The following is a 19,642-nucleotide window of genomic DNA, read 5'->3' as shown; positions in this document are numbered from 1 at the left end:
CACGGCCTCACGTACTCGGGCCATCCGGTCGCGGCGGCGGTGGCGGTCGCGAACCTGAAGCTGCTGCGCGACGAAGGGATCGTCGAGCGCGTGAAGCGTGACATCGGGCCGTATTTCCAGCGTCGGCTGCGGGAAGCGCTCGGCGATCATCCGATCGTCGGCGAGATCGCGGGGGCGGGGCTGGTCGCGGGTGTCCAGCTCGCGCGCGATCGCGAGCGGTTCGACGCCAGCGTCGACGTCGGCACGATCTGCCGGGACTTCTGCTTCAACGGCAATCTGATCATGCGTGCGACCGGCGACCGGATGCTGCTGTCGCCGCCGCTCGTGATCCGGGAGGCGGAGGTCGACGAGATCGTCGACAAGGCGAAGCGCGCGTTCGACGCGACGGCGGAGCGGGTGAGGCGGGCAGGGTAGTCAGTCGTCGCGACGCTTCGACTTTATGTGGCCGAAGCGTCGTTGCCCGTCGAACCTGGCACGCGAGCGCAAGGACGCGTGCAGGGGAGGCGCGCCGCAGCACAAAGGCGGCCGCAAAACGAAAAGGGCCTGCGTCGTGAGACGCAGGCCCTTGAATTCTTTGGTGGGCGGTACTGGGATCGAACCAGTGACCCCTGCCGTGTGAAGGCAGTGCTCTACCGCTGAGCTAACCGCCCAAAGAAGCTGAAATTATGTCAGAGCTTTTCGGGTTCGTAAAGCACTTTCTTCAAATATTTTTCAGGCCGGTGCAAAAAGTTCGTCAGCCGGCCGTCGACGGCTCGACGAGATCGAGGATCGAGCCGTCGCGCTTGAGCGTCGCGAGCACGATGCTCGAATTGATCGACATCACACCTGTCGCGCGGTGCAGGCGGTTGATCACGAAGTCGGAATAGTGGTCGAGGTCGCGCGCCCGGACCGTCAGCACGTAGTTCGAGCCGCCCGTCACGATCTGCGCGGCGATGACTTCCGGCCACTCCTGGATCGCCTCCACGAACCGGTCGTGCCATTCGGGCACGTCCGGCCGCATCGACACGTGCACGAGCGCCTCGAACGCGACGCCGACCTTCTTCGGCTCGATCGTGCAGCGATAGCCCGAAATGACGCCGCGCTCCTCGAGCAACTTCACCCGCCGCAGGCACGCCGACGGCGACAGCGCGACCGCGTTCGCGAGGTCCTGATTGCTGATGCGTCCGTCCCGCTCGAGATGCCGCAGGATCCGCATGTCGGTTCGATCCAGATTCATTTCGCAGAATCCCGTAATTTTTGAGATGACAAGCGCAGACTCTACTGCAATGGCGGCGATTCGTCATCGAAAAGTGAAGCTCATTCTATTTCGTCCTCGATAACATGCGCCCCATGCCTCGACCGCACGGCCTGACGCACTGTCACGCCGCCGGCCGTATCGCCGCCTTCAACTCCTACCGTCATTGCGTCATGTACGAACACATTCCCGCCTATCCGGGCGACCCGATCCTGTCGCTGTTCCAGGCGTTCCAGCAGGATGCCCATCCGCACAAGGTCAACCTCAGCATCGGTCTCTACTACGACGACGCCGGCCGCATCCCCGTGCTGGAGAGCACGCGTCTCGCGGCCGAGCGCGTGCGCGAAGCCGGCGCGCCGCATACCTATCTGCCGATGGAAGGGCTTGCCGCGTATCGGCAGGGCGTGCAGCGCCTCGTGTTCGGCGCCGACTGCGCAGCGCTCGCGCAAGGGCGCGTCGCGACGCTGCAGACGCTCGGCGGCTCGGGCGCGTTGCGGCTCGGCGCGGAGTTCGTGAAGCGCTATTTCCCCGACAGCGCGATCTGGGTCAGCGATCCGACGTGGGACAACCATCGCGTGATCTTCGCGGCGGCCGGCCTCGACGTGCACACGTATCCGTACTACGACGCAGCGCGCAACGACCTGCGCGTCGACGCGATGCTCGCGGCGCTCGACGCGCTGCCCGCGCGCAGCATCGTGCTGCTGCAGCCGTGCTGCCACAACCCGACGGGCCTCGATCTCGGCCGCGACGCATGGAACGCGGTGATCGACGTGCTCGCGCGCCGCGGACTGATTCCGTTCCTCGACATGGCGTACCAGGGCTTCGGCGACGGGCTCGACGACGACGCATGGGCCGTGCGCGCGATCGTCGAAGCGGGACTGCCGGCGATCGTCAGCAACTCGTTCTCGAAGAACTTCTCGCTGTACGGCGAGCGCGTCGGGGGCCTGTCGATCGTCTGCGCGAGCGCGGGCGAAGCGGCGACGGTGCTGAGCCAGTTGCAAGCCGGCGTGCGCCGCACCTATTCGAGCCCGCCGCTGTTCGGCGCGCAGCTCGTGTCGGCCGTGCTGAGCGACGACGTCCTGCGTGCGTGCTGGGAAGACGAGGTGGCCCAGGTGCGCACGCGCATCAAGCGGATGCGCGGCGCGCTGAAGGCGCGGCTCGATGCGCGCCTGCCGGTGCCCGCGTTCGATGCGCTCGTCACGCAGCGCGGCATGTTCAGCTACACGGGCATCGCCGCGCGCGACGTGGATCGGCTGCGCGCGTCACACGGCGTTTACCTGTTGCGCTCGGGCCGCATGTGCATCGCGGGCCTGAACGGCGCGAACGTCGACCACGTCGCGAACGCGATCACCGACGTGCTCGGCGGCACGTCGCGCCAGGCCGCTTGAGCGGCCGACCCCGAACCGAAGGAGGACACGATGGCAGACACCATTCCGGTCGACTTGCCCCAGCTCGCGCAGCCGTTCTCGTGGGCCACCCGCGCAGGCGGGCTGATGTTTACCGGCCATGGGCCGGTCGATGCGTCCGGTGCGATCGCCGGCGACACGATGGCCGAGCAGGCGCGCATCACGCTCGGCAATCTCGCGAAGGCCGTCGCGGCGGCGGGCGCGACGATGGACGACGTCGCGCAGGTGCTCGTCTACCTGTCCGACGTGAAGGCGATGCCCGAATTCGATGTCGAATACCGGCGTCATTTCCGCGAGCCGTATCCGAACCGCACGTGCGTGGGCGTGCAGGGTTTCGCGCACCCTGACATGCGCGTCGAACTCGTCGCGTATGTCGCGCTGCCGGCGGCACGCGGCTAGCCGGCACGCGACTTCGCGACGATTGCAGCACCCACGATTACCGACAAGCATCACCCCCCCCCCCCCCGACGAACATCAAATATTCAGACAAGGATGGAGACGAAGAAGATGAGTATCAATCGATTCGCACTACCGACGATAGCGGGCCTGCTCGCCGCGAGCGGCGCGATGGCGCAGAGCAGCGTGACGCTGTACGGCATCGTCGACCAGAGCATTCGCTACACGACGCATGCGAACGCGTCGAACGACGCGAGCGTGCAGATGACCAACGGCGCGATCACCAACAGCCGTTGGGGCCTGAAGGGCAGCGAAGCGCTCGGCGGCGGGCTGAAAGCGATCTTCCGGCTCGAGAGCGGCTTCGAGCCGCAGAACGGGCAGCTCGACGGCGCGCTGTTCGGCCGCTACGCGTATGTCGGCCTGGCGAGCGACTGGGGCACCGTGAGGCTCGGCCGGCAGGCGACCGAGGCGTTCAACCTGTTCGGCGATCTCGATCCGCTGACGGTCGGCAACTACACGGCCAACATGTGGCCGTACTTCCTCACGCAGGGCCGCGCGAGCAACGTGGTCAGTTACGACGGCACGTTCGGCGGGCTGAACGTCGGCGCGAGTTACGGCTTCGGCGGCGTCGCGGGCAGCCTCGGCGCGAATGCGTACTGGGGCACGCACGTGTCGTACACGCTCGGCGGGCTCATGGTCGGCGCGACCTACCAGCAGGTGCGTGACCTGAACAGCCGTGCGCAGCAGGCATGGGGCGCGGGCGCGCGCTACGCGTTCGGCGCGGCGACGCTGTACGCGGGCTATCTCGGCGGCATCGACCGCACGGGCATGCTCGACCAGCAACTGCTGAACGCGCCGGGCCGCGACGTGACCTACGGTTCGTTCGCCGACAATCCGCGCCGCGACGCGATCTTCTATACCGGTGCGAGCGTGACGGTAACGCCAGCGGTGTCGGTGACCGGCGTCGCGTACTACGACGATATCCGCAACGTCAACGGCATCGCAGGCAACGGCGGGAAGCGCTATACGGGCGTGCTCGAGGCCGAGTACGCTCTGTCGAAGGCCACGCAGGTCTACGCGACGGTCGACTACAACCGCGTGACCGGCGGCGCGTTCACCGAAATGCCCGGACGCGGCAACCAGACGGGTATCGCGGCCGGCTTGCGCCACATGTTCTGAGCACACGGCGCGCGGTGGCCGGTGCGGTCCGGCACCGGTCCGTGCGCCGTCGACGTTTCGACCGGACACACGCTTTCGAACGAGGTCATTCGATGCAACCAGAAGGGCAATTCCAGCATATCGCGGCGCGCGAGCAGGGTCTGCGCCGCACGCTTTCCGCACGGCAGATGGCGATGATCGCGATCGGCGGTGCGATCGGCACGGGTCTCTTTCTCGGCAGCGGGTTCGCGATCGGCTTCGCCGGCCCGAGCGTGCTCGTCAGCTACGCGATCGGCGCGTTCATCTCGCTGTTGCTGATGGGCTGTCTCGCGGAGATGACGGTCGCGCACCCGACCTCCGGGTCGTTCGGCGCGTACGCCGAACATTACGTGAGCCCGTGGGCCGGGTTCCTCGTGCGCTATGCGTACTGGGCGTGCATCGTGCTCGCGGTCGGCACCGAAGTCACCGCGATCGCGCTGTACATGAAGTACTGGTTCCCGGGCGTGCCGGGCTGGCTGTGGATCGTCGGCTTCTCGGCGTTGCTCGTGTTCGTCAACGCGCGCAGCGTCGACGTGTTCGGCGCGGTCGAATACGGCTTCTCGGTCGTGAAGATCGCGGCGATCGTCGGCTTCATCGTGCTGGGCGCGTACGTCGTGTTCGGTAATCCGGCGCTGGTCGGCGATGGCGCGGCCGGCGCGGGCTTCCACCATTACACCGAGCATGGCGGTTTCTTCCCGAAGGGGATGTGGGGGATGTGGGTCGCGGTGATCGTGTCGATATTCAGCTACCTGAGCATCGAGATGATCGCGGTCGCGGCGGGCGAGGCCGAAGATCCCGAGCGCGCGGTGACGCGCGCGTTCCGCTCGACGATCGTGCGGCTCGTGCTGTTCTACCTGGTCACGCTCGCGCTGATGCTCGCGATCGTGCCGTGGACGGCGGCAGGGCGCGACGAGAGCTCGTTCGTGAAGGTGATGGAGGCGATCCACCTGCCGGGAGCGGCCGGGCTGATCAACTTCGTCGTGCTGATCGCCGCGCTGTCCGCGATGAACAGCCAGCTCTACATCACGACGCGGATGATGTTCAGCCTGTCGCGCGCGGGTTACGCGCCGAAGGCGCTCGGCGAGGTGAACGCGCGCGGCGTGCCGTTCGGCGCGCTGATGCTGTCGACGCTTGGCATCGCGCTCGCGACGGTCCTGAGCGTGCTGTATCCGGACGCGTCGTTCACGATCATGATGTCGGTGTCGATGTTCGGCGCGCTGTTCACGTGGATGATGATCTTCGTCACGCATTACTGCTTCCGGCGGCGTCGCGCGGCGCTCGGCCTGCCGGCGCCCGCGTTCCGGATGCGCGGCTTTCCGCTGCTGACGCTGCTCGGCGCGGCGCTGATGCTCGCGGTGATGGTGACGACCTACTTCACGGCCGAATTCCACATGACGCTGATCTTCGGCATTCCGTTCCTTTTCGCGCTGTCCGTCGTGTACGCGGTGTGGTATCGGCGCGCGCAGCCGGTGCTGCAGCCGGAAGCGAAGTAGCGGAGAAGTGTCGGCGCCTGCTCAGCCCGCGAGCGCGGGCAGCGCGTCGATCGACGCGCGCACGTAGTCGGCGAAGCGCAGCGCGACCGGTTCGGCGGTGCCGCTGCGCTTCAACTCCAGCGTGCGCGATTCGAGCGACGCATCCTTCAGCGGCCGGAACACGAGCCGGTCGCTCTTCACCTGCTGCAGCACGCGCGGCACGAGCGCGATGCCCATCCCGAATTCGATCATCGACAGGATCGTCTGCCACAGCCGCGCCTCATGACGGATCAGCGGGCTGAATCCCGCGTTCACGCATTGCGCGATGATCAGGTCGTGATAGTGCGGCGCCGCGTCGCGCGGAAACAGGATGAACGGTTCCGCGGCCAGCGCGGCGAGTGTGACCTGCCGGCGCCGCGCGAGCGGATGCGCGGCCGGCAGGCAGCACACGAACGGTTCGGCGTAGACCGGCGCCGATTCGACCTCGGGCGGGCAGTGGCCCCAGTGCGCGTAGCCGAGATCGATCTGGCCGCGCTGGATCGCCTGCACCTGCGCCTGCGTGTTCATCTCGCTCAGCACGATCTCGACGCTCGGATAGTCGGCCTCGAAGCGCCGCACGGCATCGGGCAGCCCGCGATACAGCATCGAATGGACGAAGCCGATCCGCAGCCGGCCGGCGAGACCGGACGCCGAGCGCACCGTGAGACGCTCGGCCTCGGCCGCCTGCAGCAGCAGCCGGCGCGCTTCGCCGAGCAGCACGGCGCCCGCGTTGGTCAGTGCGACCGTCTTGTTGGTGCGGGAAAAAAGCTGCACGCCGAGCGCATCCTCGAACTTGCGGATGTCGAAGCTCAGCGCCGGCTGCGAGATGAACAGGCGCTTCGCCGCGCGCCCGAAATGCAGTTCCTCGGCGACCGCCACGAAGTAGCGCAACTGCCTCAGTTCCATGGTGTCTCCTTCCCGCATCGGCATCGATAAGCTTCGTCTATCGTACCGGATAAATCCTGTATTGGACGCTTATCGATCGCGCGCCTACGCTCTGCTGAACGCCTGGCACCCGCCGGCCGCGCCGCCACGGCGCGGGCACCGGCCGGCAGCCGGGCCACCCTGGAGACGCACGCATGAACGACACCGCTCGCACGCCGGACACCGGCGCGGCCAACAACATCCCCGATAGCCGGGGCATCAATTTCTTCACGTCCGATCCCGACCTCGGCGCATTGCTGAAGCTGCATCTCGGCGCGGCCCGATACGCGGAACTCGAACCGCAGCTGCACGCGCTCGGCGCGCGCGTGTCGGGCGAACTCGACGCGTGGGCGTCGCGCGCGGACAAGCATCCGCCCGTGCTCGAGCATCGCAACCGGCGCGGCGAGGCTGTGCAGCGGATCGACAAGGATCCCGCGTATGTCGCGCTCGAACGGGTCGCCTATTCGGAACTCGGGCTCGCGGCGCTGAGCCACCAGCCCGAGGCGGTGGCGCCGCTCGTCAAGTACGCGCTGACGTTCCTGTTTGTGCAGGCGGAATTCGGGCTGTGCTGCCCGGTCAGCATGACCGATTCGCTGACGCGCACGCTGCGCCGTTTCGGGGATCGGGCGCTCGTCGAGCAGTATTTGCCGATGCTCGCGTCGCGCGATTTCGACACGCTGTTCCAGGGCGCGATGTTCATGACCGAGCAGGCGGCCGGTTCCGACGTCGGCCGCATCACGACGCGCGCGGCGCGCGAAACCGACGGGCAGGGCGGGGCGGTGTGGCGCCTGTACGGCGACAAGTGGTTCTGCTCGAACGCGGACGCCGACCTGGCGATGGTGCTCGCGCGGCCCGACGGCGCGCCGGCTGGCATCAAGGGCCTCGCGCTGTTCCTGTTGCCGAAGACGCTGCCGGACGGCACGCGCAACCGCTATCGGATCGTACGACTGAAGGACAAGCTCGGCAGCCGTTCGATGGCGAGCGGCGAGATCGCGCTCGAAGGTGCGCAGGCTTACCTGATCGGCGAGATCGGTCGCGGTTTCCACCAGATGGCCGACATGATCAACATGTCGCGGCTGTCGAACGGCGTGCGCGCCGCCGGGCTGATGCGGCGCGCGCTGAACGAGGCGCTGCACGTCGCCGCGCATCGCGAGGCGTTCGGCCGCAAGCTGATCGAGATGCCGCTGATGCAGCGTCAACTGATGAAGATGCTGCTGCCGGCCGAGGCCGCGCGCGCGATGTTCATGCAGATCGCGATGCTGCTGCCGCAGGCCGATGCGGGCGACGAGCAGGTCGCGCGCTGCGTGCGCATCCTGACGCCGCTGATCAAGTTCCGCGCGTGCCGCGATGCGCGCCGCGTGACGGGCGACGCGATGGAGGTGCGCGGCGGCACCGGCTACATCGAGGAATGGAGCGATGCGCGTCTCGTGCGCGACGCGCATCTTGGCTCGATCTGGGAAGGCACCAGCAACATCGTCGCGCTCGACGTCGCGCGCGCCGCGCAGCGCGAGCAGGCGCTCGACGCGCTGCGCACGTTCCTTGGCGACCGGCTCGGCGCGGCGCCGCTGCCCGACGCGAGCCGCGCGGCGCTGCGGCGCATTCTCATGCGCGCGTGCGATGCGCTCGCACGGGTTGCAGATGAAGGCGACGACGCGCGCGTGCGGCAGGCTGCGTCGGCGCTCTACTACGCGAGCGCGGCCGTGCTGATGGCGTGCGAGGGCGCACAGCTCGCACCCGATTACCGGCGCCTCGCGCTCGCACACCTGGTCGTGCGTCACAAGCTGCTGCCGGTCGACCCGCTCGCACCGGCGTCGCGCGACGACGAAGCGGCGGCGTTCGACGCGCTGCTGCGCGGCACAACGGTGCCGCTCGACATGGCGCTCGACCTGCTGCCGGAGGTTGAACGATGAGCGCGACGGAAGCGATGAACGCGCCGCGCGGCGCACTCGATGGCCTGAAGGTAGTCGACTTGAGCCGCGTGCTCGGCGGTCCGTACTGCACGCAGGCGCTTGCCGATCACGGTGCGACGGTCATCAAGATCGAGCCGCCGGGCGGCGACGAGACGCGCGGCTGGGGGCCGCCGTTCCTCGGCGACACCGCGTGGTACTTCATGGGCGTGAACCGCAACAAGGAGGGGCTCGCGCTCGACCTGTCCCGCGACGATGGGCGCGCGATCCTGTGGCGCCTGCTGGAGGACGCCGACGTGCTCGTCGAGAACTTCAAGCCAGGCACGCTCGCGCGCTGGGGGATGGACTATGCGCGCGACCTGCAGCCGCGTTTCCCGCGCCTGATCCACTGCGCGGTGACGGGCTTCGGCGAGGACGGCCCGCTCGGCGGGTTGCCCGGCTACGACGCGGTGATCCAGGCGATGGCCGGGCTGATGAGCGTCAATGGCGAGCGCGACGGCGACGCGATGCGCATCGGGTTGCCGATCGTCGACATGGTCACGGGGCTCAACGCGCTTGCCGGCATCCTGCTGGCGCTCGCGGAGCGCGAGAAGAGCGGGCTGGGGCAGTCGATCGACATCGCGCTGTACGACTGCGGCGTGTCGCTGCTGCATCCGCACCTGCCGAACTTCTTCGGCTCGGGGCGCGTGCCCGAGCGCAGCGGCAACGCGCATCCGAACATCGCGCCGTACGACAGCTATCGCACGGCGACGGTGCCGATCTTCCTCGCGGTCGGCAACGACCGGCAGTTCGCGCGCCTCGTCGCGTATCTCGGTGCGCCGGCGCTCGCGGACGATCCGCGCTTCGCCGACAACCGCAGCCGCTGCGCGCACCGGCTCGAACTGAAGGTCGAGCTCGAGGCACGGCTCGCCGCCCATCCGTGCGAGCCGCTGGCGCGCGACCTGATGGCGGCGGGCGTACCGTGCGGGCCGGTGCGCACGGTCGCCGATGTCGCGCGCGACCCGCATGCGCTGCACCGCGCGTTGTTCGTCGAGATCGGCGCATATCGCGGCACCGCATCGCCAGTGAAGCTGTCGCGCACGCCGGCGACCTATCGTTCGCCGCCACCCGCGCTCGGCCGCGACACGCGCGCGGTGCTCGACCGCCTCGGCGTCGATCCCGCGCTCCAGCAGCAACTGCTCGACGCCGGCGTGCTGAAGGTCGCGCCGGACCCGGCGTGACCGGCCGAGTGGTGCTCGCACGCGAGCATCCCCGGCCGACCCGTCGCAGGGAAAAGCGGCGCAACGCAAGGCAACGCGAAGCGCCGTAAAGCACCACCGCCAGCCGGCGGCGCAAGGCCGGCCATCCGGCAAGGCGCGCGACAGTCGCGCCGCCGATCACGAACATGGAGACATCGATGAGCCGTCCGCAATCCCCATCCGCCGCGCAGCCGCGGCCCGGCCGTGCCGCCCTCGCGGCGTTCGTCGGCACCACGATCGAGTGGTACGACTTCTACATCTACGGCACGGCCGCGGCGCTCGTGTTCGGCAAGGTGTTCTTTTCCCGCACGATGGATCCGGGCGTCGCGACGCTGCTCGCGTTCGTCACGTTCTGGGCCGGCTTCGCCGCGCGGCCGCTCGGCGGCATCGTGTTCGGGCATCTCGGCGATCGCGTCGGCCGCAAGACGGCGCTCGTGATCACGCTGGTGATGATGGGGCTCGCGACGACGGGCATCGGCCTGTTGCCCGGCTATGCGTCGGTCGGCGTGTGGGCGCCCGCGGGCCTCGTCGTGCTGCGCGTGCTGCAGGGCATCGCGGTCGGCGGCGAGTGGGGCGGCGCGGTGCTGATCGCAAGCGAGAATGCGCCGAAGCATCGCAGCATCCTCTATGCGGCGTTCGCGCAGCAGGGCTCGCCCACCGGCAACCTGCTCGCCACCGCCGCGTTCTTCGCGCTGAGCGCGCTGCCGACGCCGTCGTTCCTGATGTGGGGCTGGCGCATTCCGTTCCTGCTGTCGGCCGTGCTCGTGATCATCGGCATGGTGATCCGGCTGCGGCTCGAGGAGTCGATCGACATGCAGCGCGTGCTCGCACGCAAGCGCACGGTGAAGCTGCCGCTGCGCGACGTCGTGCGCGACCACTGGGTCGTCGTTCTGCTCGCGGCCGGCACGCTGCCGGTGATCAACGTCACGTATTTCCGCAGCACGTTCGCGCTGTCGTGGGCGACGAAGGAGCTCGGCTACGCGCAGGGCACGTTCCTCGGCATCCTGTCGATTTCGCTCGTCGTGCAGTTCCTGATGCAGCCGGTCGGCGCGTGGTTCGTGTCGAAGGTCGACATGCGGCGCGCGATGTGCTGGATCCTGATTCCCGAGATCGTGCTGATGCCCGTGATGTTCCATGCGCTCGCGACGCGTTCGTACTGGGTCGCCGTCGCGGGCATGTGCATCTCGACGATTCCGTCGGCGATGTTCTACGGCGCGGTCGGCGGCGTGCTCGCGCGCGTGTTTCCGGCCAACATCCGCTATACGGGCCTGTCTCTCGCGTATCAGTTGAGCGCGCTCGTCGTCGGCGGCGGCACGCCGGTGCTCGCGCAGGCGATCCTCAATGCGACGGGCAGCATCGTCGGCGTCGCGATCGTGTCGGGGCTGTACGCGCTCGTGTCGCTCGCGTGCATGCTGGCGCTGCTGAATCGCACCGGCTATCGCGCGGACGAGCTGTCGAGCGCCGAGCGCAGCGATGCGGCGGAATGGGGCACCGAAGGCGCGAGCGCTGAAAGTCCGGCCGGCGAGACCGCGCAAGCGGGCGACCGCGGTGCGTTGAAACCGGCGGGTTGAATCCGCCGGGCCGGCGTGACGTGCCGATTCGGCGGCAGCGAACGCGCCGGCCGGATCGCATCGCCCCGATTCCGCGCTCCCAAAAGCAAACGGCACCGTGCGATACACGATGCCGTTTGCTTCGCTGCTCGTCGCTGCCGGTGCGGCCGGCCTGCGCGATTCGCGGTGCTTCAGCCTTCCGTCGGCGGCACGTAGCCGGACGCCTGGTCCGCGCCGTCGCCGAAGAAGTACTTCTCCGTCTGCTTCATCAGGTACTGGCGCGCGCGCGGGTCGGCCATGTTCAGGCGGTTTTCGTTGATCAGCATCGTCTGCTGCTTCAGCCAGCCTTGCCACGCTTCCTTCGAGACGCTCTCGTAAATGCGCTTGCCGAGTTCGCCCGGCAGCGGCGGGAAATCGAGGCCTTCGGCTTCCTTGCCGAGCTTCGCGCATTGGATCATTCGAGCCATCGTGTACTTCTCCTGTAATCGGTGTCTGGGGGGAAGGGCAGTCGTGCCTGCGCTCAGAGCTGCTTCATCAGCACGAGCGACTTGCGCTGCCAGTTATAGAGTTTGCGACGGTCTTCCGGCAGGTCGTCGACGCTGACCTTGACGAAGCCGCGCTTGAGGAACCAGTGCTCGGTGCGCGTCGTGAGCACGAAGATGTGCGTGAGGCCGCGCGCGCGGGCGCGCTGCTCGATGCGCTTGAGCAGGCGTTCGCCGTCGCCCGAGCCCTGTGCTTCCGGCGCGACCGTCAGGCACGCCATCTCGCCGATCTTCTCCTGCTGGTACGGGTACAGCGCCGCGCAGCCGAACAGCACGCCATCGTGCTCGATCACCGAGAAGTGGTCGATGTCGCGTTCGATCTGGTGGCGGCCGCGCCGCACCAGCGTGCCGTCCGACTCGAGCGGCTCGATCAGCGACAGGATGCCGCCGACGTCGTCCGGCGTCGCTTCGCGCAGGCTCTCGAGGTTCTCGTACGAGATCATCGTGCCGACGCCGTCGTGCAGGAACAGTTCGAGCAGCATGCTGCCGTCGAGCGACTGCGGAATCAGGTGGGCGCGGGTCACGCCGCCGCGGCATGCGCGGATCGAGTGCTTCAGGAAGAACGCATCGTCGCCCTGGATGTTGCCGGAATCGAGCAGCTCGGCGGCCGCGTCGAGCGACATTTCGCGGATCAGTTCGCCTTCGTCGTCGACGATGCCGGGCGCTTCGGTCAGGAAGATGATCTTGTCGGCGCGCAGCGCGATCGCGGCGGCCGACGCAACATCTTCCATCGACAGGTTGAACGCCTCGCCGGTCGGCGAGAAGCCTAGCGGCGACAGCAGCACGAGCTTGCGGCTCGCGAGCGAATGACGGATCGATTCGGCGTCGATCTTGCGCACGATGCCCGTGTGCGCGAAATCGACCCCGTCGAGAATCCCCACGGGCCGTGCGGTCACGAAGTTGCCGGACACGACGCTGATGTGCGCGTGCGCCATCGGCGAGTTCGGCAGCCCCTGGCTGATCGCCGCCTCGATGTCGAGACGCACTTCGCCGGCCGCTTCCTTCGCGGATTCGAGCGCGCGCGCATCGGTGATGCGCAGCCCGTGCGAAAACTCGGATTCGACACCGTGCAGGCTCAGCTGCTCCTCGACCTGCGGCCGCGAGCCGTGCACGAGCACGATCTGGATGCCCATCGCCTGCAAGAGCGCGATGTCGGACACGAGCGCGTTCAGCAGCCCCTGCTGCACCACCTCGCCGCCGAACCCCACGACGAACGTGCTGTTGCGGAACTTGTGGATATAGGGCGCGACGGAGCGCATCCAGTCGACGAACTGCGCGTGGCTGGCGGCCGAATCGTCGGCGGCCGGCGGCGTCGCAGCGCCGGTCTGGGCGGGTGGGAGGTCGGTTTGGGAATTCATGGGCGGGATTATAATGCGCCCCCATGTCGAATGTACCTAAAAGTCCCGCGCCGACGCGGGCCAAAGCGCCGTCGGCCCGGCACCCGGAGGGTGCGGCCGATGCGCGTCAGCAGCAGGGCCAGCCGGCGCGCCAGCAGCAACAGCAGGCGGGTCAGCCGCCGCGCGGCGACGAGCGGCGCCGCGAACCGGGCCAGCCGGCCGCGCAGGGCGCGCCACGGGCCGCCGGCGAGCGCGCACCGCGCCGCGAACGGCCGCCGCGCGCAGCCGTCGCGCCCAATCCCGTTCCGCCGATCACCTACCCCGAAAGCCTGCCCGTGTCGGGCAAGCGCGACGAAATCGCGCGCGCGATCGCCGGTCATCAGGTTGTCATCGTTTGCGGTGAAACGGGTTCGGGCAAGACCACCCAGCTGCCGAAGATCTGTCTCGATCTCGGCCGCGGCCTCGGCGCCGGCGGCACCGGCCTGATCGGCCATACGCAGCCGCGGCGCCTGGCCGCGTCGTCGACCGGCCGGCGGATCGCCGAGGAGCTCGGCACGCCGTTCGGCGAGGTGGTCGGCTACAAGGTGCGCTTCACCGACAATCTCGCGCCGGGCGCGTCCGTCAAGCTGATGACGGACGGCATCCTGCTCGCCGAGACGCAGACCGATCCGTTGTTGAAGGCGTACGACACGCTGATCATCGACGAGGCGCACGAGCGCAGCCTGAACATCGACTTCCTGCTCGGCTACCTGAAGGAAATCCTGCCGAGGCGGCCGGACCTGAAGCTGATCGTCACGTCCGCGACGATCGACGCCGACCGTTTCGCGCGCCATTTCGGCACCGACGAGCGCCCGGCGCCCGTGATCGAGGTGAGCGGGCGGCTGTATCCGGTCGAGATGCGCTACCGGCCGGTGGCCGAGGATCGCCCGGCCGTGAAGAACGCCGAAGGCACGGGCGGCCGCGATCGCGTGAAGACCGCGCGCGAGGCCGAACGCGACCTGATGGACGCGATCGTCGACGCGGTCGACGAACTGTGCCGCGAAGGCCCCGGCGACGTGCTGGTGTTCCTGCCCGGCGAGCGCGAGATCCGCGAGGCGGCCGAGGCGCTGCGCAAGCATCATCCGCCGCATACCGAGATCCTGCCGCTGTTCGCGCGGCTGTCGGCGGCCGACCAGGACAAGGTGTTCAAGGCGTCGAACGCCCGCCGCATCGTGCTCGCGACCAACGTGGCCGAAACGTCGCTGACGGTGCCGGGCATCCGCTACGTCGTCGACACCGGTCTCGCGCGGGTGAAGCGCTATTCGTACCGGAACAAGGTCGAGCAGCTGCAGGTCGAGTCGATCTCGCAGGCCGCCGCGAACCAGCGCGCGGGCCGCTGCGGCCGGGTGGCCGACGGCGTCTGCATCCGCTTGTACGAGGAAAGCGACTTCCAGGCGCGCGCGCGTTTCACCGATCCGGAAATCCTGCGCTCGTCGCTCGCGTCGGTGATCCTGCGGATGAAGTCGCTGCACCTGACGGCGATCGAATCGTTCCCGTTCCTCGAGCCGCCGCCCGGCCGCGCGATCGCGGACGGCTACCAGCTGCTCAACGAACTCGGCGCGGTCGACGACGACAACGCGCTGACGCCGCTCGGCCGCGAACTCGCGCGGCTGCCGCTCGATCCGCGCGTCGGCCGGATGATTCTCGCCGCGCGCGACCAGCAGTCGCTGCGCGAGGTGCTGATCATCGCGAGCGCGCTGTCCGTGCAGGACCCGCGCGACCGTCCGATCGAGGCGCAGGAGCAGGCCGACCAGGCGCACCGCCGGTTCGCCGACGAGCGCTCCGAATTCCTGCAGTGGCTGAAGATCTGGGCGTGGTTCGAAGAAGCGGTCGCGCACAAGAAGTCGAACCGCCAGCTGGTCGACGCGTGCCGGCAGAACTTCCTGTCGCATCTGCGGCTGCGCGAATGGCGCGACGTCCATTCGCAGCTGCTGACGGTCGTGCGTGAGCACGGCTGGCGGCTCAACGAGGTCGAGGCGACCTACGAACAGGTCCATCTGGCCCTGTTGACGGGCCTGCTCGGCAACCTCGGCATGAAGGCCGACGACGATCCGCACTACCTCGGTGCGCGCGGGATCAAGTTCTACCTGTGGCCGGGTTCGGCGCTCGCGAAGAAGGCCGGCCGCTGGGTGATGACGGCCGAACTCGTCGAGACGAGCCGGCTGTATGCGCGCTGTCTCGCGAAGATCGAGCCGGAATGGGTCGAGAAGATCGGCGCGCACTTGTTGAAGAAATCGCTGTCGGAGCCGCACTGGGAAAAGCGTCCCGCGCAGGTCAGCGCGTTCGAGCGCGCGACGCTGTACGGGCTGCCGATCTACCACCGCCGGCGCGTCGCGTTCGGCAAGCAGGATCCGGCGCGGGCGCGAGAGCTGTTCATCCGCGGCGCGCTGGTCGAGGGCGAATTCGACACGAAGCTGCCGTTCTTCGCGCACAACCGCAAGCTGCTCGCCGACATCGAGCAGCTCGAGCACAAGTCGCGCCGCCAGGACGTGCTGGTCGACGACGAGCTGATCTACGCGTACTACGACCAGGCGATTCCGGAGGGAATCCACACGGGCGCCGCGTTCGAGCGCTGGTATCGCGACGAGGTGAAGAAGGGCGGTCAGGCAGAGGAGAAGCAGCGTCTGCTGTATCTGTCGCGCGACGACCTGATGCGCCACGAGGCGGCCGGCGTGACGACCGAGCTGTTCCCGAAGCGCGCGACGATGGCCGGTGTCGAGATGGCGCTCACGTACCATTTCGAGCCCGGCACGCCGCGCGACGGCGTGACGCTCGCGGTGCCGCTGTACGCACTGAACCAGGTCGACGCGCGCCGCTGCGAATGGCTTGTGCCGGGGATGCTGAAGGAAAAGGTGCAGTTGCTCCTGAAGTCGCTGCCGCAGAAGTTGCGCCGGCACTGCGTGCCGCTGCCCGAATACGCGGCCGGCTTCGTCGAGCGGATGGGCCGCGAGCGCTTCGGCGCGGGCGGCCTCGTCGAGGCGCTGATCGCCGACGTGCGCGGCGAGACTCAGGTCGCGATGAGGACGGCCGACTTCAAGCTCGAGACGTTGCCCGCGCACCTGTTCATGAACTTCAAGGTGATCGACGAGCACGGCCGCCAGCTCGCGATGGGGCGCAATCTCGCGCAACTGCGCCAGGAGCTCGGCGCGCAGGCGCAGCAGCAGTTCCAGAAGATCGCGGCGGCGTCGACGATCGCGCCGGGCGGCGAAGCGGGCGACGGCGATGCGGGTGACGCGCCGGCGCTCGCCGCGGTGCCGGGTTCGGCGGCGAAGGGCGGCAAGCCGGGCAAGGGCACGGCGCCGCACACGGCCGCCCCGGCGGAAGCCGGCGCGACCGCGCTGTACGAGAACCTGACGACGTGGAACTTCGGCAAGCTCCCCGAGCTGCTGGAGATCCGCCGCCGTGGCCAGACACTGTACGGCTATCCCGCACTCGTCGATCGCGGCACGCATTGCGACGTCGAGGTGTTCGACTCGCCGGAGGAGGCCGCGCGGATCCACCGGGCCGGTTTGCGGCGGCTGTTCGCGCTGCAGCTGAAGGAGCCGATCAAGTTCCTCGAGAAGAACCTGCCGGGGCTGCGCGAGATGGCGATGCAGTACATGTCGCTCGGCACGCAGGACGAGCTGCGCGACCAGCTGATCGACACGGCGCTCGACCGCGCGTGCCTGCAGGATCCGCTGCCCGACGACGACGCGAGCTTCCACGCGCGCCGCGACGAGGGCAGGAGCCGCCTGAACCTGCTCGCGCAGGAGATCGCGCGGCTCGTCGGGCAGATCCTCGCCGAGTATGCGGGGCTTGCGAAGAAGCTCGCGCAGGCGAAGCCGTTCGCGCAGGCCCATGCCGATCTGCAGCAGCAGCTCGCTGCGCTGGTCGGCAAGCGCTTCGTGATCGATACGCCTTACGTGCAGCTTGCACACTTCCCGCGCTACCTGAAGGGCATCGCGCTACGGATCGACAAGCTGAAGGCCGACCCGGCGCGCGACGCGAAGCAGTCCGGCGAGCTGCTGCCGCTCGTCCAGCAGTATCAGCGCGCGGTGTCGCAGCGCGGCGGCGTCGCCGATCCGCGTCTCGCGGAATTCCGCTGGCTGCTGGAGGAGTTGCGAATTTCGCTGTTCGCGCAGGAACTGCGCACGCCGATGCCTGTCTCTGTCAAGCGTCTGCACAAGGTGTGGGAGTCGATGCAGCGCTAGCGCAACGGCGATCGGCCGGGCCCGCACCGGTTGCAGGTCCCGGCCGCTCCAAGGCGCCGGCCGCACGGCCGCCGCGACCTGCGTCGAAGTGGCGCAATGCCGCCTTCGGTCAACCGGAGGGGCCCGCCGAACGTTTTACAATGACTGCTGTTCCACGACGTGAGTCTTCATGCGCACTTTCCTTTCCTTCGGCCGCACGCTTGCGTTGGCCGCCGCCGTGCTGGCGCCCGCCGCACACGCGAATAACGTGATCATCCTCAATTCGGCCGAAGCGACGCTTTCCCTGATCGACCAGCAGACCCGCGAAGTCGTTTCGACGATGCCGACCGGCAAGGAACCGCACCATCTGATGGCGACGCCGGACAATTCGTCGCTGATCGTCGCGAATTCGGTCTCGAACAGCCTGATGTTCCTCGATCCGAAGACGGGCAAGCTGCAGCGCACCGTCGAGGGGATCGACGATCCGTACCAGCTCGGCTTCTCGCCCGACCGCAAGTGGTTCGCGGCGGCGGGGTTGCGGCTCGACCGCGTCGACATCTACAGCTACGACGGCCGCGACCTGAAGCTCGCGAAGCGCGTGCCGCTCGCGGTGATGCCGAGCCACCTCGCATTCACGAAGGACAGCAAGACGCTGCTCGTGTCGCTGCAGGTGTCCGGCGAGATCGCGGCGATTGATCTGCCGACGCAGACGGTCAAATGGAAGATGAAGGTCGGCAAGGTGCCGGCCGGCCTGTGGCTCACGCCGGACGACAAGTTCCTGCTGGTCGGGATGACCGGCGCGGATTACGTCGCGGTGGTCGACTGGCGCAACCAGAAGGTCGTCAAGCAGATCCATACGGGCAACGGCGCGCACAACTTCCGCTCGCTCGCCGACGGCACGCACGTCGCCGTCACGAACCGGGTCGCGAACACGATCAGCATCATCGACGAGAACACGCTGACCAACGTCGGCGACATCACCGGCCTGCTGCCGGGGCCGGACGACATGGAACTGTCCGCCGACAAGAAGACGCTGTGGGTGACGTTCCGTTTCGCGAAGAAGGTTGGGATCATCGACCTGCCGTCGCGCAAGCTGGTGCAGACGATTTCCGTCGGCCGGTCGCCGCACGGGATCTACTTCTACGACCGCGCGCCGTGGCGCGCGGCGAACGGGGCCTGACGGACGGAGGTTCGCGATGCTTCACCTGATCGATACCTTCGTGTCGAACATCCAGACGTGGCTGTACGTCGACGTCGTGCAACCGCTCCTCTTCAAGTTCAACCTGATGGACTATGACGAGGACACCTACGACGCGCTGTACTGGGTGATCATCGGCGCGTTGCAGATGGTGCTGATGTTCGCGCTGCTGCGCCCGCTCGAGGCGCTGCTGCCGGTCGAGCGCTGGCAGAACCGCCGCGCGGTGCGGGTCGACGTGATCTACACGGCGATCTCGAAGCTCGGCATCTACACGCTGTTTTTCTTCTTCGCGCTGCAGCCGGTGTTCGACAACTTCCAGGCATGGCTGCGCCTGCACGGCGTCGCGAACTTCAACCTCGACTATCTGTGGCCGGGCGTGACCTCGCAGCCGATCGTCGCGTTCGCGATCTATCTCGTCGTGCTCGACTTCGCCGGCTACTGGTATCACCGCTGGCAGCACAAGTTCGGCATCTGGTGGGAGCTGCACGCCGTGCATCACAGCCAGCGGCAAATGTCGCTGTGGTGCGACGACCGCAACCACCTGCTCGACGACGTGATCCAGTCGTGCTTCTTCGCGGTGATCGCGCTCGTGATCGGCGTGACGCCGTCGCAGTTCGTCGTGCTGACCGCCGTCACGAACTTCGTGCAGAGCATTCAGCACACGAATGCACGGCTGTCGTTCGGCTGGCTCGGCGAGCGCCTGCTCGTGAGCCCGATCTTCCACCGGCGCCACCACGCGGTCGGCTACGGCCACGAAGGCACCAAGTACGGCTGCAACTTCGGCGTGCTGTTCCCGTGGTGGGACATGATGTTCGGCACCGCGTCGTGGAACCGCACGGTCGAGCCGACCGGCATCCGCGAGCAGGTCGAAGGCGTGTCCTACGGCGACGGCTTCTGGGCGCAGCACGGCCTCGCGTTCGTGCGCATCTTCCGGCGCCTCGTTCCCGCGAAGCGTGGCGCAGCGTCGGCCTGACCCTGTCGCTTTCCCGTTGAA

The 19,642-nt window shown here is 68.1% G+C and carries 15 protein-coding genes and 1 tRNA gene; 11 read left to right on the top strand and 5 right to left on the bottom strand.

The window, feature by feature from the left end; genetic code table 11:
- The coding region (locus WS75_RS00945; RefSeq protein ID WP_156429680.1) for an aminotransferase class III-fold pyridoxal phosphate-dependent enzyme at positions 1 to 414 on the top strand (414 nt) is incomplete at its 5' end.
- A gap of 161 nt (positions 415 to 575) precedes the next feature.
- Here the strand turns inward: WS75_RS00945 and WS75_RS00940 are convergent.
- Positions 576 to 650, bottom strand: a tRNA-Val gene (locus tag WS75_RS00940).
- Positions 651 to 733: 83 nt separating this feature from the next.
- The gene (locus tag WS75_RS00935; RefSeq protein WP_059608438.1) at positions 734 to 1,216 is read right to left on the bottom strand and encodes an Lrp/AsnC family transcriptional regulator; all 483 of its coding nucleotides are present in this window, start codon (positions 1,214 to 1,216) and stop codon (positions 734 to 736) included.
- Positions 1,217 to 1,407: 191 nt separating this feature from the next.
- Here WS75_RS00935 and WS75_RS00930 point away from each other — a divergent pair, with 191 nt between their 5' ends.
- The 4 genes from WS75_RS00930 (at position 1,408) to WS75_RS00915 (ending at position 5,726) form a co-directional block, all read left to right on the top strand.
- Entirely contained in the window at positions 1,408 to 2,622 is a 1,215-nt protein-coding gene (locus tag WS75_RS00930; protein WP_059678750.1) for an amino acid aminotransferase, read from the top strand.
- 30 nt (positions 2,623 to 2,652) lie between these two features.
- Positions 2,653 to 3,039, top strand: coding sequence for a RidA family protein (locus tag WS75_RS00925; RefSeq protein WP_059678749.1), 387 nt, complete (start codon positions 2,653 to 2,655; stop codon positions 3,037 to 3,039).
- 108 nt (positions 3,040 to 3,147) lie between these two features.
- A complete protein-coding gene (locus WS75_RS00920) occupies positions 3,148 to 4,215 on the top strand; it encodes a porin (protein WP_257129304.1) in 1,068 nt (355 codons plus the stop codon).
- Positions 4,216 to 4,307: 92 nt separating this feature from the next.
- A complete protein-coding gene (locus tag WS75_RS00915; RefSeq protein WP_059678747.1) occupies positions 4,308 to 5,726 on the top strand; it encodes an amino acid permease in 1,419 nt (472 codons plus the stop codon).
- Between the two features lie 21 nt (positions 5,727 to 5,747).
- Here the strand turns inward: WS75_RS00915 and WS75_RS00910 are convergent, their stop codons facing one another.
- On the bottom strand, positions 5,748 to 6,650 hold the full coding sequence (locus WS75_RS00910; RefSeq protein WP_059608433.1) for a LysR family transcriptional regulator: 903 nt from the start codon (positions 6,648 to 6,650) through the stop codon (positions 5,748 to 5,750).
- A gap of 173 nt (positions 6,651 to 6,823) precedes the next feature.
- Here WS75_RS00910 and WS75_RS00905 point away from each other — a divergent pair, with 173 nt between their 5' ends.
- The 3 genes from WS75_RS00905 to WS75_RS00895 all read left to right on the top strand — a co-directional run bounded on the left by WS75_RS00905 (position 6,824) and on the right by WS75_RS00895 (position 11,384).
- Positions 6,824 to 8,578 (top strand): acyl-CoA dehydrogenase family protein, encoded by a 1,755-nt coding sequence (locus WS75_RS00905; protein WP_059678746.1) that lies wholly within the window; start codon positions 6,824 to 6,826, stop codon positions 8,576 to 8,578.
- Between the two features lie 14 nt (positions 8,579 to 8,592).
- A complete protein-coding gene (locus WS75_RS00900) occupies positions 8,593 to 9,795 on the top strand; it encodes a CaiB/BaiF CoA transferase family protein (RefSeq protein WP_059678752.1) in 1,203 nt (400 codons plus the stop codon).
- Between the two features lie 176 nt (positions 9,796 to 9,971).
- Entirely contained in the window at positions 9,972 to 11,384 is a 1,413-nt protein-coding gene (locus WS75_RS00895; protein WP_059678751.1) for an MFS transporter, read from the top strand.
- Positions 11,385 to 11,554: 170 nt separating this feature from the next.
- Here the strand turns inward: WS75_RS00895 and WS75_RS00890 are convergent, their stop codons facing one another.
- Together WS75_RS00890 and argA are read right to left on the bottom strand one after the other, a co-directional pair.
- A complete protein-coding gene (locus WS75_RS00890) occupies positions 11,555 to 11,830 on the bottom strand; it encodes an oxidative damage protection protein (RefSeq protein ID WP_006478357.1) in 276 nt (91 codons plus the stop codon).
- A gap of 53 nt (positions 11,831 to 11,883) precedes the next feature.
- Positions 11,884 to 13,263, bottom strand: a complete 1,380-nt coding sequence (gene argA / locus WS75_RS00885; RefSeq protein ID WP_059678745.1) for an amino-acid N-acetyltransferase — start codon at positions 13,261 to 13,263, stop codon at positions 11,884 to 11,886.
- 23 nt (positions 13,264 to 13,286) lie between these two features.
- Here argA and hrpA point away from each other — a divergent pair, with 23 nt between their 5' ends.
- The 3 genes from hrpA (at position 13,287) to WS75_RS00870 (ending at position 19,621) form a co-directional block, all read left to right on the top strand.
- On the top strand, positions 13,287 to 17,471 hold the full coding sequence (hrpA, locus tag WS75_RS00880) for an ATP-dependent RNA helicase HrpA (RefSeq protein WP_059678744.1): 4,185 nt from the start codon (positions 13,287 to 13,289) through the stop codon (positions 17,469 to 17,471).
- Between the two features lie 169 nt (positions 17,472 to 17,640).
- Positions 17,641 to 18,630, top strand: coding sequence for a YVTN family beta-propeller repeat protein (locus WS75_RS00875; RefSeq protein ID WP_059678743.1), 990 nt, complete (start codon positions 17,641 to 17,643; stop codon positions 18,628 to 18,630).
- A gap of 16 nt (positions 18,631 to 18,646) precedes the next feature.
- Positions 18,647 to 19,621, top strand: a complete 975-nt coding sequence (locus WS75_RS00870; protein ID WP_059678742.1) for a sterol desaturase family protein — start codon at positions 18,647 to 18,649, stop codon at positions 19,619 to 19,621.
- Positions 19,622 to 19,642: the final 21 nt, after the last annotated feature.

The sequence above is a fragment of the Burkholderia sp. FL-7-2-10-S1-D7 genome, assembly GCF_001524185.1.
GTDB classification, from domain to species: Bacteria; Pseudomonadota; Gammaproteobacteria; order Burkholderiales; family Burkholderiaceae; genus Burkholderia; species Burkholderia diffusa.
Note: the sequence above shows the minus strand (reverse complement) of the source record. Positions and strands in the feature narration are given on the sequence as shown.

Coding starts and splice junctions, on each gene's coding strand:
- WS75_RS00900 (WP_059678752.1), top strand. CDS start 8,593: ATGAACGCGCCGCGCGGCGCACTCGATGGCCTGAAGGTAGTCGACTTG.
- WS75_RS00870 (WP_059678742.1), top strand. CDS start 18,647: ATGCTTCACCTGATCGATACCTTCGTGTCGAACATCCAGACGTGGCTG.
- argA (WP_059678745.1), bottom strand. CDS start 13,263: ATGAATTCCCAAACCGACCTCCCACCCGCCCAGACCGGCGCTGCGACG.
- WS75_RS00915 (WP_059678747.1), top strand. CDS start 4,308: ATGCAACCAGAAGGGCAATTCCAGCATATCGCGGCGCGCGAGCAGGGT.
- WS75_RS00920 (WP_257129304.1), top strand. CDS start 3,148: ATGAGTATCAATCGATTCGCACTACCGACGATAGCGGGCCTGCTCGCC.
- WS75_RS00935 (WP_059608438.1), bottom strand. CDS start 1,216: ATGAATCTGGATCGAACCGACATGCGGATCCTGCGGCATCTCGAGCGG.
- WS75_RS00930 (WP_059678750.1), top strand. CDS start 1,408: ATGTACGAACACATTCCCGCCTATCCGGGCGACCCGATCCTGTCGCTG.
- WS75_RS00895 (WP_059678751.1), top strand. CDS start 9,972: ATGAGCCGTCCGCAATCCCCATCCGCCGCGCAGCCGCGGCCCGGCCGT.
- WS75_RS00925 (WP_059678749.1), top strand. CDS start 2,653: ATGGCAGACACCATTCCGGTCGACTTGCCCCAGCTCGCGCAGCCGTTC.
- WS75_RS00905 (WP_059678746.1), top strand. CDS start 6,824: ATGAACGACACCGCTCGCACGCCGGACACCGGCGCGGCCAACAACATC.
- WS75_RS00875 (WP_059678743.1), top strand. CDS start 17,641: ATGCGCACTTTCCTTTCCTTCGGCCGCACGCTTGCGTTGGCCGCCGCC.
- hrpA (WP_059678744.1), top strand. CDS start 13,287: ATGTCGAATGTACCTAAAAGTCCCGCGCCGACGCGGGCCAAAGCGCCG.
- WS75_RS00890 (WP_006478357.1), bottom strand. CDS start 11,830: ATGGCTCGAATGATCCAATGCGCGAAGCTCGGCAAGGAAGCCGAAGGC.
- WS75_RS00910 (WP_059608433.1), bottom strand. CDS start 6,650: ATGGAACTGAGGCAGTTGCGCTACTTCGTGGCGGTCGCCGAGGAACTG.